This window comes from Mycobacterium sp. NGS18, assembly GCF_059813185.1.
Map to the genome: position 1 here is coordinate 158,692 of NZ_JCALEC010000007.1, position 14,521 is coordinate 173,212.

A 14,521-nucleotide genomic window follows, 5' to 3' on the forward strand; every position below is an offset into this window, starting at 1 on the left:
CGGCGAGGCTAGGGCGGAATCAGCACCGCTTACTTGTGGACCGCGAAATGTGTGATCGCGCCGGAACATTCAAGCTCGTCGACCGTCAGCCCGGCTTCGGTGAACCACCGCCGGGCGTCGTCGACGGTGCCGCCGGGACCGAAGGTGCCGCTGGTCCGCATCACCACCATGTAGGCATCGGCCCGGCGAACCTGGCCGCGGGTGGCGAAGTCGCCGACCAGCCGGCCGCCGGGTTTGAGGCAACGGGCGATCTCCCGGATGGCGGCGGCCGGATCGGGCAGACAGTGCAGCCCGTTGAAGCACACACACAAGTCGAACTCGTCGTCGGCGAACGGGATCGCTTCGATGCTGGCCTCGACGAACTCGACGGTGTCGCGCAGCTCGGGGCGCAGCCGCCGCCGGGCGTGGTCGAGCATGCCCGCCGAGATGTCCATCGCCACGTAGCGCACCCGCCGGCCGGGTGTGAGGCGCTCGATGGTGATGCCGCCGCCGCAGGGCACATCCAGTACGGCCGCGCCATCAGGCAGGTCGGTGACGACGTTCATGGCCCGGTATATGCGGTCGACGTCGGTGCCGAAGAGCAGCCGACCAAAGACGCGAGCCGCTCCGGGCTGTTCGATGGCGCGGGCGTAGGCGGCGCCCACCGTGCGGGCGAACAGCCTGTTCTGCCAGAGCCGGCTGACGTCCATCAGTGCTGCTGCGCTGCTGCCTGCTCGAATACGCCGCGCTTGTCCGGGCAGTAGGTGTTGATCGCGGCGCCGAGGAACTGCCAGGCCTGGGCCGGGTTGGGCTGCGACTGGTTGGTGCCCTTCGGCAGGTTGGGGGTGATGAAGCGGACCGACTTGGCGGCATCGCCGTCGACACCCTTGTCCAGGCGCTCGCAGACGATCTTGCCCAGCCACGCGTTGTAGTCCCGCGGGCCGTAGATGCCGTAGGTGTGCAGTTCGTTGGCGAAATCAATGTCGGGGTCGGCCTGCGCGGGCGCCGCCAGGACCACCGCCAAGCCCGTGATCGCCGCAGCAAGGGTCGTCGACTTCATGCGATGCAGTCTAAACCCATCTGATTAGGTGGTCTACCTTTGCGGCTGTGCGCTGCGCCACCCGAGGCCCGCTGATCTGCGGGAACAGGGCACACCTCGGCGGCCCGCGCCGGGCTGCTGCGGTACCCGATTCTAAAATGTTTCCTGAGCTTTATAAAATTGTGACTATTAGCCAGATTTCTCGTATCCTATCTACCCGTGGGCCGACACGAGTTAGCCAGCCAACGCCGAAAGTCCTCCGCATGGATGGCTGTGGTCATCGCACCAGTAGCTATGTTCTTTGCTGTAGGTGGCAGCGCCACTCCGACAATCGCCAAAGATTCCGCGCCGGTGGTTGCTGAGGCCGAGGAGCCGGGCGGATTGCAGCTGGTCGCGGCGCCCGCCGACTACCTGCAGCAGGGCACGCCCGCCGGGGTGGCGGCGGCCTCACGGATGCGGATGGTGTCCCGCTTCCTGCCGGCCGGGGTGGCCCCGGAAAGCGGCCTTCAGGTCAAGACGATCCAGGCCTCCCGCAGCATCAGCGACGCCTTTCCGCAGATTCACCAGATTGGTGGCGTGCGCGCCGACGCCTTGCGCTGGCACCCCAACGGGCTGGCCCTCGATGTGATGATTCCCAACCCCGGCAGTGCCGAGGGCATCGCGCTCGGCGACTCGATCGTGGCCTATGTGATGGAGAACGCGGGCCGGTTCGGCCTGCAGGACGCCATCTGGCGCGGTGTGTACTACACGCCCGGCGGCGGGGCGCAGCGCGGCGGCTACGGCCACTACGACCACGTCCACGTCACCACCACCGGCGGCGGCTATCCCAGCGGCAGTGAGGTCTACCTGCGCTGAGCGTGGGCTTTAGGCCCCACCGCCCAGCGGCCGGTCGACGAAGAAGTCCATCAGCGGCTCGGGGCCGCCACCGTAGCCGGAGAAGTCCGTCACGCCGGTCTCGGCGAGCACGTCGGCGTCGATGTAGCACTGCCCGCTCGCCTCGGCGGCCGGGCGCCGCAGGATTGCCACGGCGGCGTCTGCCATGATCTGCGGGCTGCGCGCCTTCTCGATCAGATTCCCACCGTCGGGGGAGTTGGCCACCGCGGACGTGGCGATGTAGGTCTCCGGCCATAGGCAGTTGCAGGCGATTCCGGCGTCGGCGTATTCCGCGGCCCAGCCCAGCGTCAGCAGGCTCATGCCGTACTTGGACAGCGTGTAGGAGGGGTGGATGCCCAGCCAATACGGGTTCAGGTTGAGCGGGGGAGCGATGGTCAGCACGTGTGCTGCGGGAGACCTGCGCAGATGCGGCAGGCACGCCTTGGTCAACAGGAACGTCCCGCGCACGTTGATGTCCTGCATCAGATCGAACTTCTTGGCCGACAGCTGGTCGGTCGGTTCGGTGGCGATGGAGCTGGCGTTGTTCACGCAGACATCGATGCCGCCGAACCGGTCCACCGCGGCGTCGACGGCGCGCTGCACGTCGTCTTCGCTGCGTACGTCGCCCACGACGGCCAGGGCCTTGCCGCCGGCCGCTTCGATTTCAGCGGCGGCGGTGTGCACCGTTCCCGGCAGCCGGGGGTGCGGTTCGGCGGTCTTGGCCAGCAACACGACGTTGGCGCCCAACTTCGCCGCGCCGAGTCCGATCGCCAGGCCGATGCCCCGGCTGCCGCCGGAGACCACCATGGTGCGGCCGGAGAATTCAGTGTCTGCCACCGGTTGGCTCCTCTGGTCATGCCCTGATCCAGGGCGGATGCGCGCAGGCTCACGCCCGGCGGCAAGCGTGACATTTCTGCCTATTTTTGTAAAGTCCGTCGCCGCTCGGCTGCGCTACCGGGTCACGGCACGATCACCAGTTTGGCGTGGGGACTCTCGGCTTGGGCGCGCCAGGCGTCGGCGGCTTCTTCAAGGCTGTAACGGCGAATGTCGAGTGTGATTTTGCCGTCGGCGGCATGACGCGTCAGCTCCTGGTACCCGGCCCGCATCACGTCGGGCCCCATCGCGTTGTTGAGGTGACCGACATGGGTGCGGCCCATCAGGGATCGGAATGACACCTCGGCACTCGAACCGGCTCCTTGACCGACGGTGATCAGCGTCGCGCCGACAGCGCTGGCTTCCAGGGCGGCCAGAAACGGCTTGCCGTACACCAGATCGAGCACGACGTCATAGCCCGCACCGGCTTCGGCTTTGAGCGCGTCGGCGTCATCGCCCTTGCCGAGCGCGACGGTGGCGTCGGCGCCCAGCGCTGCGACCTGTTCCAAGGCTTCGGGATTTCGTCCGGCACCGACCACCCGACCGGCGCCGAGCAGTTTGGCGGCTTGTACCGCTATCCGGCCCACCGTGCCCGTTGCCCCGAGAATCAGCACCGATTCGGCGTCGGTGACGCTGGCATGTCGGGTCAGCGGCAGCCACGCCGCCAGGCCGGCGATCCCCAAGGCGACGGCCAGGTCGTCGTCGACGCCGTCGGGAACCGAGAACGCCGTGGCCGGTTCGATGCGGCAGCGTTGCGCCCAGGACCCGAACGGGTCGGGTGGTGAATCGAAGTACACCCGCGTGCCATCGGCGGTCAGACCGACGCCCTCTTTGCCGACCACCGACGGAACTGTCGGTGCGCCGGCGGCACCTGATGCCAGTGCGAGATCGACGGGATTACAGCCGGCGACCCGGACGTCGACCACTTGCCCGTCGGGCTCGTCGAATTCGCCGACGGTCGGAGCCTCGCCGGCCTTACGCAAAATCGCTGCACGCACCACGGCTCCCTTCGGTGTGTCAGTTCCGGCTACCCATTGACCAAGCATGGAAACCCCATAGCCGTCCACGGCGTGCCCGCCCGTTCGCCGACCTCTATCCTCGGCGGAGTGCCCGAGCCCTCCGTCGCTGAATTGCGCAGCCGGCTCGACGGCCTGACCATCCGCGACGCCGTGCATTTCGGCCGGCGCCTGAAACAGCTACGTGGTGCCCCGCCGGAGAAGCTGCAGCACCTCGCCGCCCAGATCACCGCCGCCGAAGCGGTCGTGGCGGCGCGCCGAGCCGCCGTCCCGGCGATCAGCTATCCCGAACTGCCGGTCAGCGACCGGCGCGACGAGATCGCCGAGGCGATCCGGGCGCACCAGGTCGTGGTGGTGGCCGGGGCGACCGGGTCGGGCAAGACGACGCAGCTGCCCAAGATCTGCCTCGAACTCGGCCGCGGCATCCGCGGCACCATCGGGCACACCCAGCCGCGGCGGCTCGCCGCGCGCACGGTCGCGGGGCGCATCGCCGAGGAGTTGGCGGTTCCGCTCGGCGACGTCGTCGGCTACAGCGTGCGGTTCACCGACCAGGTCAGCGACCGCACCTGCGTCAAGCTGATGACCGACGGCATTCTGCTCGCCGAGATCCAGCGCGATCGCCGGCTGCTGCGTTACGACACAGTGATTCTCGACGAGGCCCACGAACGCAGCCTCAACATCGACTTCCTGCTCGGCTACCTGCGTGAGCTGCTGCCCCGGCGGCCCGATCTGAAGGTGATCGTCACCTCGGCGACCATCGAGCCGCAGCGGTTCGCCGCGCACTTCGGCGGAGCCGAATTTGGGCACAGCGGGGGGGCTCCGATCATTGAGGTGTCCGGGCGGACCTACCCGGTGGAGATTCGTTACCGCCCACTGGAAGTCGCGGTCGCGGCCGACACCGCCGAGGATCCCGACGATCCCGACCGCGAGATCGTGCGCACCGAGATGCGCGACGAGATCGAGGCGATCGTCGACGCGATCGGCGAACTGGAAGCCGAGCCGCCGGGCGACATCTTGGTGTTTCTCTCCGGTGAGCGGGAAATCCGGGATACCGCAGATGCTTTGGCAGGACGACGAAACACCGAGGTGTTGCCGCTGTATGCCCGGCTACCGACCGCCGAACAACAGAAAGTGTTCGCGCGGCGCCCCGGATCCAACATCACCCGGCGAGTAGTGCTGGCGACCAACGTGGCCGAGACGTCGCTCACCGTGCCGGGTATCCGCTATGTCATCGACCCCGGCAACGCCCGCATCTCGCGCTACAGCAGGCGGCTCAAGGTGCAGCGGCTGCCGATCGAACCGATCTCGCAGGCCTCGGCCGCTCAGCGGGCCGGCCGCTGCGGGCGCACCGCCCCGGGTGTGTGCATCCGGCTGTACTCGCAAGCCGACTTCGACACCCGGCCGGCCTACACCGACCCGGAGGTGCTGCGCACCAATCTCGCCGCGGTACTGCTGCAGATGGCGGCGTTGCGCCTCGGTGAGGTGGTGGACTTCCCATTCCTGGATCCACCGGACGCGCGCAGCGTCCGCGACGGGGTGGCGCTGCTGGTCGAACTCGGGGCGTTCGACACGCTAGGCCAGATCACCGACCTGGGTCGCCGGCTGGCCCGGTTGCCGGTGGACCCGCGGCTGGGCCGGATGATCCTGGCCGCCGACGACGAGGGCTGCCTGCGCGAGTTGCTGGTGCTGGCGGCGGCGTTGACGATCCCCGACCCACGGGAGCGGCCCACCGACCGGGAGGAGGCCGCCCGCGCCAAGCATGCCCGCTTCGCCGATGACGAGTCGGACTTCATGTCCTACCTCAACCTGTGGCGGTATCTCGCCGAGCAGCGCAAGGCATTGAGCCGCAGCGCGTTCCGTCGGATGTGCCGCGACGAGTTCCTGCACTATCTGCGCATCCGCGAGTGGCAGGATCTGGTGGGGCAGCTGCGCAGCATCGTCCGCGATCTGGGCCTGCGCGAGTCCGGGGTCGACGTCGACCAACCGACCGGCCGGGCCCGCATACATTCGGCCCTGCTGGCCGGGCTGCTGTCGCACGTCGGGATGCGCCATGTGGACGGGCGCGACTATCTCGGGGCGCGTAACTCGCGATTCGTGCTGGCGCCCGGATCGGTGCTGGCCAAACGGCCACCGCGGTGGGTGGTGGTGGCCGAGCTGGTCGAGACCAGCCGGCTCTACGGGCGCACCGCGGCGCGCATCCAGCCCGAAATCGTCGAGCGGGTGGCGGGGGAGTTGGTGCAGCGCAGCTACAGCGAGCCGCACTGGGACGCCCAGCGTGGCGAGGTGCTGGCCTACGAGCGGGTGACGCTGTACGGGCTGCCGCTGGTGGCGCGCCGTCGGGTCGGCTACGCCCGAATCGAGCCGACCCTGGCCCGCGAGCTGTTCATCCGGCACGCACTGGTGGAGGGCGACTGGCAGAGCCGCCACGGCTTCCTAGCCGACAACGCGCGGTTGCGGACCGAGCTCGAGCAGTTGCAGGACCGGGCCCGCCGCCGCGACCTGCTCGTCGATGACGACGACATCTACGCCTGGTACGACGCTCGGATACCGGCCGATGTCGCCTCCGCGCGGCATTTCGACGGCTGGTGGCGCAAGCAACGGCATCAGACACCGGAGTTGCTGACGCTCACCCGTGATGATCTGCTTCGCGCCGATGACGACGTCACCGCCGGCCGCCCCGACACCTGGCAGACCGGCGATGCGCGGCTGCCCCTGAGTTACCGGTTCGAACCCGACGCCGCCGACGACGGTGTGACCGTGCACGTGCCGATCGATGTGCTGGCCCGCCTCGGCGGGGACGCCTTCACCTGGCAGGTGCCGGCGCTGCGCGAAGAGTTGGTGACCGCGCTGATCCGCGCGCTGCCCAAAGATCTGCGCCGCAACTTCGTGCCCGCCCCGGACACCGCCCGCGGGGTGCTGCCCGCGCTCGAGCCCGATGGCGGGTCGCTGCTGGCGGCGCTGCAACGCGAGTTGCGCCGGCGCACCGGCGTCCTGGTACCGCTTGAGGCGTTCGACTTGACCAAGCTGCCGGCGCATCTGCGGGTGACGTTCACCGTCGAAGCCGCCGACGGCTCGGAGTTGGCCCGCGGCGAGGATCTGCCCGCTTTGCAGGATCGCTTCGCCGCCTCGGCACGCGACGCGGTGGCCGGTGCGGTTGCCGGCGATCTGGAACGCACCGGGCTGCGCGACTGGCCCGACGACCTCGCCGAGATACCCCGCGTTATCGAGCACGTCGTCGCCGGGCGGGTGGTGCGCGGGCGTCCGGCGTTCGTCGATGTCGGCACGAGCGTCGACCTACGCGTCTTCGCCACCGCGGCCGAAGCGGCCGCGGCGATGCCCGGTGGTATCCGCAGATTGCTGCGCTGCAGTTCGGCATCGCCGGTCAAAAACGTTGAACGGCAGCTGGATCCGCGAACCCGCTTGGCGCTGAAGGCCAACCCGGACGGGTCGCTGACGGCGCTGACCGACGACTGCGCCGACGCTGCGGCTGATGCGCTGATCGGCGAGCCGGTGTGGACGCGTGACGCGTTCGCCGCGTTGCGCGCCGCGGCCGGCAAAGCGCTGGTGCCGACGACGCTGGACGTTCTGGGCCGCGTGGAGAAGCTGCTCGCCGCCGCCCGCGACGTTGACCTGCTGGTGCCCGCCCAGCCGGCGGCGGCCCAGCAGGACGCCATCGCCGATATCCGCGACCAGCTGGCGCGGTTGTTGGCGCCGGGTTTCGTCGCCGCGGCCGGGCGGGCACGGCTGGCCGATGTCACCCGCTATGTGGCCGCGATCCGCCGGCGCCTCGAGCAGCTGCCGCACGGGATCGCCGCCGATCGCCAGCGAATGGCCCAGGTGCACGCCGTGCAGGACGCCTACGACGATCTGCTTGCGGCGTTACCGGCGATCCGCCGCGACGCCGTCGACGTGCGCGATATCGGTTGGCAGATCGAGGAATTACGGGTCAGCCTGTGGGCGCAGCAGCTCGGCACTCCGCGCCCGGTGAGCGAGAAGCGGATCTATCGGGCCATCGACGCTGCCGGCTAGTGGGCCGCTACACCGCCATCGGCGATGAGTGTCTGACCGGTGATGAAGCTTCCAGCATCGGAGACCAGCAGCAGTGCGGGGCCGACCATTTCGCCCGGTTCGGCGATGCGCTGCATCAACGCCGATGTCCGCATGGTTTCAACGAACTCCGGTGGGTTGGCACGGACCATATCGGTGTTCACCGAACCGGGAGCCAATGCATTGACTCGGATGCGCTCGGGTGCGAATTCGGCTGCCATGGAACGGGTATAGGACACCAACGCCGCTTTGGCGGCGCTGTACATCGAGGTCATCGGCGCGTAGAGGAACGCACCGACCGAGGCGACGTTGAGTATGGCTGCGTGGCCACTTCGGCGGAGGTGGGGCAGCGCCGCTTGGACGAGGAACACCGGGCCTTGCAAGTTGACCGCGAAGGATTTCGACCACGCTTCCGGCGTGATCTGGCCGATCGGCAGGGCCAGCGGGTTGGCGGCGTTATTGACGACGATGTCGATGCCGCCGAAGCGCTCGACGGTGGCGGCAACCAGTCCGTTGATCGCCTCCACATCACCTAGATGAGTCGGTACGCCATGCACCCTGCCCGGCGCCGACCCCTCAAGCGCCTCCGCGGCGGCGGCACAGGCGTCAGCCTTCCGGCTGGCCACGACGACGTTCGCTCCGCAGGCGACCAGGCCCTCGGCGATGGCGAAACCAATGCCGCGGGTACCGCCGGTGACGATGGCGGTCCTGCCGGTGAGGTCGTACAGGCGCATCAGGTCCAGCGTCATTCGGTTCCATTTCCCTCGTGGCACAGCGTCTTCCAATGTTGTGCAAGCCAACCTACAAGAGCCGGCCACTTTGGGCAGCATTGCACGAAGCGGGGGAGCGCCCCATTGGCTAATTGTCACGTGACGTATTGCCGAGCGGCTGCCAGATTTCTGATTGCGGCGTCGTCGGAGGGGGTAGTGCTAAGAGACTGACCTCCAAATCGGAGGTCTGGGCACTTCCGAGGGAGGTCTCGATGAGTAACGTCGTTCTTCGCATAGCCTTTGCCGCGGCGGTGGCAATCGCGCCCGCGGTGTGTGTGACAGCGGTAGAGCCCGGCGTGGGTTCGGCTCAGCCTCCTAATTGCGGTCCCGGCAATTGGTGGAATCCGGGCGCTAATGAGTGCCAGCCCACGGCACCGCCGAATTGCGGTCCGGGCGAGTACTGGAATCCTGGAGCCAATGCGTGCCAGCCCACGGCACCGCCGAATTGCGGCCCGGGCAATTGGTGGAATCCTGGAGCCAATGCGTGCCAGCCGGTAGTGCCGCCGCCCCCGCAGCAGTAAGGGAGCCGCCACGCCGCTAGGACTGCGACGACCCGGCAGGGGCTGCGTTTCGGCGTTGCGCCTGCCCGGGTATGCGGTGTGTGCGGCGTGCCAACCCGAGCGCCGTGGCAGCTTAACCGCCGAGGGGGTTTCAACTACATGCCAGAGATGATTATGGAGTCGCCCGACGAGGTCGTCGCATTCTTGAAGGCACAGCACAACCTGATCGAGGACATGTTCGACCAAGTACTGTACGCAACGGATCCCCGCGCTCGAGAGAAGCCATTCGCGCAGTTGCGGCAGTTGTTAGCTGTGCATGAGACGGCTGAGGAAATGGTGGTACATCCGCGCGTACGCCGGGAAGTGGCTGCCGGCGATGCCATCGTCGACGCCCGATTGGACGAAGAACACTCCGCGAAGGAGCTTTTGTCGTCGCTGGAGAAGCTCGACGTCACCTCTCAGGAGTTCATCCACGGGCTCATCAGACTGCGTGACGCGGTACTCGCTCACGCCGAGCACGAGGAGCGGGAGGAATTTCCGAAGTTGCAGCGCAAACTCGACGCCGACGAGCGCAAGCGGCTCGCGACCGCGGTGCGCGCGGCCGAAGCCATCGCGCCGACCCACCCGCATGCCGGTGTGGAATCAGCGAAGCTCAATTTCGCGGTGGGACCGTTTGCGTCGATGCTCGACCGCGCACGCGACCTCATCGGACGTGCCACCGCATAAGCACGTGACGACTGAGCCTTGTAACGGATCCGCCTGCGAGAAGGGATGTTTCGAGCTTTTAGGCACCGACGGGCCGTCCCGGCCCGAACCACCCCATTACGTCACTGTGACGTATAAATGGGCACCGGGCCGGGAAGTGGAGAGCGCGGCGCAATGCGGGGGTGGATAAGCACATGGGGTCGTCGCATTCGGCGATTGAAACGAATACCGATGTGCGAAAAGGTGATTCGCGTCTTTTGGCGCCTCACTGAATGGCCTTATTTCGTCACCGTGACGTATTGATGAACATCGACCCGGGAGTGGAGAGCGTCGCCCAGTGTCCGTTCTCATTGATTCTGGGGCATTCTCATTGAATCTGGGGTAAGTGCGTGTCTTTCTCATTGAATCTGGGGCACGAGGCTTAGCGTTTATGTGTGCTGACGTCGGCTGTTTCGGCTGGGCCAGGTGTAGCGAGTGCAGTGGACTTGGAGTTCAACACCCGCGAGGGATGCACGCGGCAATCGCTGGACCGATGTGCTGCAACCCGGTTTGAGTTGGACTGTTCACCAGTGCGGAATTTCCCCTCGTTTCGAGGTCAGCGTAACTTTCCCGGGCTGTGGTGGTTCGCCACAACCGGCGCACATGTAGGTCACGAGTCCTGGGTAGAACGTGACCAGTTGATGGCGTTGGATGCCGATCCGGATGTTGTTGGTGTTCTGTCGCAACCATTTTGGATTCATTGGCGTGACGGCACGCGGCATGCTCCTGACTACTTCGTGCGGCGCCGCGATGGATCTGTCGTCGTAGTCGACGTTCGTGAGGACGACCGGATCTCTGACGCTGATCGGGACGTGTTCGATCGGTCTGCCGCCACGTGCGCGATGGTCGGTTGGGATTACCTGCGTGTCGGTTCCCTCGATCCAGTGCTGCGGGCGAATCTACGTTGGTTGTCGGGTTATCGGCATCCGCGAGTATTGAAGATCGGTTTGGCTGATCAACTGGCGGAGGTCTTCGCTCGGGTCCGTCCGTTGATGGCTGGTGTGCACGCGGTCGGGACTCCTTTGGTGGTGCTGCCCGTACTGTTTCATCTGCTCTGGCACGGCCGTTTAGTTGCCGATCTGCAAGGAGCGGCACTTGGCGACGACACGGCGATTGGCCTCGGGACCGGGTGGTGACCTGACGTGCGAACGGGTGTCGTCCGAGAGGGAGACGAAATCCGTTTATCAGCAGGTGTTTTCACCGTCGTAACCCTGTCGGGCGGATCAGCTCGACTGGTTGACGCTGTCGGCGAGCAGATTGTGGTGCCGCTCTCGCAGCTGATGGTTGATCCGGCATTGGAATTGGTGTCGGGGTCGCGACCGCCACTGTGTTCTGAGGAAATGCTGGCTGGCATTCCCGAGGCAGCCGTCGAGCAAGCACGGTGGTGGGAGCGCCACATCGTGGAGATCCTCAGCGGCCGCCCGCCTGGGACGGCCGCGGGCATTCGTCCCCGCCCAGAGTTCGACACGGCGAAACGATCTCTGCGGCAGCGTGAGCTGGCCAAGTTGGACGAGCTGCGTGCCGCCGGCCACGACGTGAGTCGGAATGCGTTGCAGCGTCGCCGATTTGCCTACGAACGGGACGGGCTCCTGGGAGTGGTTGACGGGCGCCATAATCGGCGGCGCGCGGTATTCGGCCGTGTGGACGACCGTGTCGTCGCCGCGGTGCGGGATGCGATCGAGGGCGAGACCGACCTGTCAACGGGAACGGTGCAGCGTCTGCAACGGCGGGTCGCCAAGACGCTGGTGGCCACCTATGGTGCCGACGACGCGCCCGCGATGCCGTCGCAGCCCACCTTCTACCGGCTGGTCAAGCGCCTCGCGGAAGGACGGCACACGTTCGGGTCAGCACGGACGCGGCGATCGCTGTCCAAGCAGCCCGATGGCCCATTCGGGTCGATCACCGTGGTGCGCCCCGGCGAGATGGTGGAAATCGATTCAACCCTTCTGGATGTACGGGTAGTGCTCGATGACGGCATGGTAGACCGAGTCGAGCTGACTGCGATGGTCGACAACGCTACGCGGTCCATCCCGGCCGCGGTGCTGCGACCGACGACCAAAGCAGTGGACGCGTCACTGCTCTTGGCGCGGGCATTGACGCCCGAACCGATGCGCCCGGGATGGGCCGATGCGCTGCGGATGTCCCGGTCGGTACTTCCGCACCACAGCCTGACCAGTGTCGATCAGCGCCTGGCCGATGCTGCGGCCAGGCCGGTGATCGCTCCCGAGACGATCGTCTGCGATCACGGGAAAGCGTATCTGTCCCAAACATTTCGGCAAGCGTGCTGCACATTGGGGATCAATCTGCAGCCGGCTCATCCCGACTGCCCGACCGATAAGCCGAAGATCGAGCGGACATTGCAGTCGGTGGGCACCCTGTTCGCACAGTACGTGGCCGGTTACGTCGGTTCATCGGTGGAGCGGCGTGGGAAAAACGCCGAGGACGACGCGGTGTGGTCGATGATTGAGCTGCAGGCGCTGCTGGACGAGTGGATCATCGCGGTGTGGCAGAACCGCCCCCACGATGGCCTGCGGGATCCGGTGACGCCGGGGAAAGCGTTGTCTCCCAACGAGAAATACACTGCCCTCGTTGAGGTGGCTGGCTATGTACCGGTCCCACTGGACGCCGACGACTATATCGAATTGCTTCCCGTGCAGTGGCGCACAATCAACAGTTACGGGGTCCGGATCAACCATCGCACCTATGACGCCAAGGCGCTCAACCCATACCGGCGCCAGCATTCCGGGGTCGATGCCCGTAACGGACAGTGGGAAGTGCACTACGACCCGTATGACGTGTCGAGGATTTGGGTGCGCAATCACCACGAAGACGGATGGCTGGCCGCGACGTGGACGCACCTTCGGTCCTCGCCGGTGCCGTTCGGCGAGACACTGTGGCGCCACGCCCGCTCCGTAGCCGACCGCAGAGGGGCCCAGAAGACCCAGGAAGCGGAGATTGCGGCCATCGCGGAGGACTTGCTGGACCGCGCCGCCGCTGGGCCGCAGCAGCAGACGAAAGCCGAGCGCCGAGTGACTGGACGGACCAGCGCCGCGAGCGCCGGCCGGGACTGGCCGGACCCGACGGAATCATCCGAACATCATGGCCCGTCACCGTCGGAACGGGCCGCCGACAACGAGACTTTCGACGATGACGGCGAGATGGCGGAGGTCATACCCCTGCCGGTGTTTGATGCACGCAAGGAGGCCCAAACGTGGCGACTGTGACCGAGATTGCGGCGGTGGGTCAGTTAGAGGATCGCCGCCAGCCGACCACGACGCTGGAGGGCTGGCGGCGTTTTGTTGATGCCGATCCGCCGGAGTTCACGTTGCTCGCCGACGACGAGTGGGCCAGCCTCGGTGAGGACGAGCGGACGGCCTACAACGAGGCCCGGGTTGCGCATCATTCGGAGCTGGTGGTGGTCACCACGTCGGCGATCGAAGCGATCACCCATCAGGGCCGGCTGTTGACATTGCTCAACCAGCGCGAGATCGGGGCCCGGCGCGGGCTGATCATCTCCGGCGGGGCAGCGACGGGGAAAACTACGGCGATCAAGCAACTGGGTCGGTTTCACGAATTGCGCACCCGTGCACGGTTTCCCGGCGATGAGAGCCGGATTCCGGTGGTGTATGTGACGGCCCCGCCGAAAGGGTCGCCCCGCAAGTTGGCGATGGAGTTCGCACGGTTTCTGGGGCTTCCCACGCTCAATCAGCGGATGAACGTGACCGATATTTCCGATGCCGTGTGCCAGGTGCTCATCGATGCCCGTACCGACATCGTGGTGGTCGATGAAATCCACAACCTCAACCTCGACACCCGCGCCGGCGAAGAACTGTCCGACCACCTCAAATACTTCACCGAGCATCTGCCTGCGACATTCGTTTACGCCGGGATCGAAGTGGAACGCTCGGGGCTGTTCACCGGCACGCGGGGACGGCAGTTGGCCGGCCGTTGCGGGGTGATCCACACCAGCGCATTCCCCGACGCCAAGGAGTGGCGACAACTCGTCGCCGCCATGGAAGGTACCTTGCGTCTGCATCGACACGAACCGGGAAGCCTTGTCGCCCAGGCCCGTTACCTGCACCGCCGCACCGGCGGGATGATCGGCAGCCTGGCCCACTTGATCCGGGCTTCAGCAATCCAAGCGATGCTCGACGGCACCGAGCACATCACCCGCGAGGCCATGGACGATATTTTGATCGACTACGCCGCCCACACGGCCGCGGCCCGCACGGCCAGCTGACGTGGCAACTGTCAGGCCGTGGCCGCGCGGACCACGCCAGCGGCTCCCGCGAACGATCGCACCGTTCCGTTGGGAAGCCGTATCGTCCTACATCGACAGGCTGGCCCGCGCCAACCATATCGGCGTCTCCACACTGCGCGGCCATGTCGCCGAATCATGCGCAGCCCGGCCGCGACCGGACTGGTTGGCCGTCGTCAGCGGCCAACCTGAGCAGGTAATCCGGTCCCGTCTCTGCGGGCTTGCTGGCGACCCCACCGCGCTCAAGCAATATCTCCGCCGCCCTTTGTGTCAAAGATGTATGGCACGCAAGGGAATACACGAACCCGTCTACTGCTACCTGCCTGCACATGTCTCCGTATGCCACCGTCACCGACGCTGGATCGGTTCACCAACGCGCGTTCTTGACGACCAGGTGGATCTTCGTGACCGGCCCACGGTGC

11 protein-coding genes are annotated in these 14,521 nt (G+C 66.6%); 6 read left to right on the top strand and 5 right to left on the bottom strand.

Annotation, left to right across the window (positions count from 1 at the left end; all coding sequences use genetic code 11):
* Window positions 1–29: 29 nt before the first annotated feature.
* Window positions 30–689 carry a class I SAM-dependent methyltransferase gene (locus AC5Y31_RS15080; RefSeq protein WP_499981268.1) on the bottom strand — a complete coding sequence of 220 codons (660 nt, stop codon included), beginning with the start codon at window positions 687–689 and terminating at the stop codon, window positions 30–32.
* Window positions 689–1,039 (bottom strand): DUF732 domain-containing protein, encoded by a 351-nt coding sequence (locus tag AC5Y31_RS15085; protein ID WP_065025593.1) that lies wholly within the window; start codon window positions 1,037–1,039, stop codon window positions 689–691. Before AC5Y31_RS15085 ends, AC5Y31_RS15080 begins: the two co-directional genes overlap by 1 nt.
* A 198-nt stretch (window positions 1,040–1,237) precedes the next feature.
* Here AC5Y31_RS15085 and AC5Y31_RS15090 point away from each other — a divergent pair, with 198 nt between their 5' ends.
* Window positions 1,238–1,873 (top strand): VldE C-terminal domain-containing protein, encoded by a 636-nt coding sequence (locus AC5Y31_RS15090; RefSeq protein WP_082966543.1) that lies wholly within the window; start codon window positions 1,238–1,240, stop codon window positions 1,871–1,873.
* 9 nt (window positions 1,874–1,882) lie between these two features.
* On the opposite strand, the gene AC5Y31_RS15095 is transcribed toward AC5Y31_RS15090, so the two are convergent.
* Complete coding sequence (locus AC5Y31_RS15095; protein ID WP_499981270.1) at window positions 1,883–2,728, bottom strand: SDR family oxidoreductase; 846 nt, start codon at window positions 2,726–2,728, stop codon at window positions 1,883–1,885.
* A 122-nt stretch (window positions 2,729–2,850) separates the two neighbouring features.
* On the bottom strand, window positions 2,851–3,762 hold the full coding sequence (locus AC5Y31_RS15100; RefSeq protein WP_499981272.1) for a quinone oxidoreductase family protein: 912 nt from the start codon (window positions 3,760–3,762) through the stop codon (window positions 2,851–2,853).
* 108 nt (window positions 3,763–3,870) lie between these two features.
* Between AC5Y31_RS15100 and hrpA the strand changes: the two genes are divergently transcribed.
* Window positions 3,871–7,809: an ATP-dependent RNA helicase HrpA gene (gene hrpA, locus AC5Y31_RS15105; protein ID WP_499981273.1), complete on the top strand. Its 3,939-nt coding sequence runs from the start codon at window positions 3,871–3,873 to the stop codon at window positions 7,807–7,809.
* On the opposite strand, the gene AC5Y31_RS15110 is transcribed toward hrpA, so the two are convergent.
* A complete protein-coding gene (locus AC5Y31_RS15110; protein WP_499981274.1) occupies window positions 7,806–8,576 on the bottom strand; it encodes an SDR family NAD(P)-dependent oxidoreductase in 771 nt (256 codons plus the stop codon). The two genes, hrpA and AC5Y31_RS15110, sit on opposite strands and share 4 nt — an antisense overlap.
* 680 nt (window positions 8,577–9,256) lie before the next feature.
* Between AC5Y31_RS15110 and AC5Y31_RS15115 the strand changes: the two genes are divergently transcribed.
* The 4 genes from AC5Y31_RS15115 (at window position 9,257) to AC5Y31_RS15130 (ending at window position 14,081) form a co-directional block, all read left to right on the top strand.
* Window positions 9,257–9,823, top strand: coding sequence for a hemerythrin domain-containing protein (locus AC5Y31_RS15115; protein ID WP_499981275.1), 567 nt, complete (start codon window positions 9,257–9,259; stop codon window positions 9,821–9,823).
* Between the two features lie 413 nt (window positions 9,824–10,236).
* On the top strand, window positions 10,237–10,977 hold the full coding sequence (locus tag AC5Y31_RS15120; RefSeq protein ID WP_011894084.1) for a TnsA-like heteromeric transposase endonuclease subunit: 741 nt from the start codon (window positions 10,237–10,239) through the stop codon (window positions 10,975–10,977).
* 123 nt (window positions 10,978–11,100) lie between these two features.
* A complete protein-coding gene (locus AC5Y31_RS15125; RefSeq protein ID WP_005148662.1) occupies window positions 11,101–13,065 on the top strand; it encodes a TnsB C-terminal domain-containing protein in 1,965 nt (654 codons plus the stop codon).
* Entirely contained in the window at window positions 13,053–14,081 is a 1,029-nt protein-coding gene (locus tag AC5Y31_RS15130; RefSeq protein ID WP_005148661.1) for a TniB family NTP-binding protein, read from the top strand. The genes AC5Y31_RS15125 and AC5Y31_RS15130 overlap by 13 nt, the downstream gene beginning before the upstream one ends.
* Window positions 14,082–14,521: the final 440 nt, after the last annotated feature.

Bases quoted from the DNA above. Each gene is read 5' to 3' on its own strand.
- AC5Y31_RS15080 (WP_499981268.1), bottom strand. From the start codon at position 689: ATGGACGTCAGCCGGCTCTGGCAGAACAGGCTGTTCGCCCGCACGGTG.
- AC5Y31_RS15085 (WP_065025593.1), bottom strand. From the start codon at position 1,039: ATGAAGTCGACGACCCTTGCTGCGGCGATCACGGGCTTGGCGGTGGTC.
- AC5Y31_RS15110 (WP_499981274.1), bottom strand. From the start codon at position 8,576: ATGACGCTGGACCTGATGCGCCTGTACGACCTCACCGGCAGGACCGCC.
- AC5Y31_RS15115 (WP_499981275.1), top strand. From the start codon at position 9,257: ATGCCAGAGATGATTATGGAGTCGCCCGACGAGGTCGTCGCATTCTTG.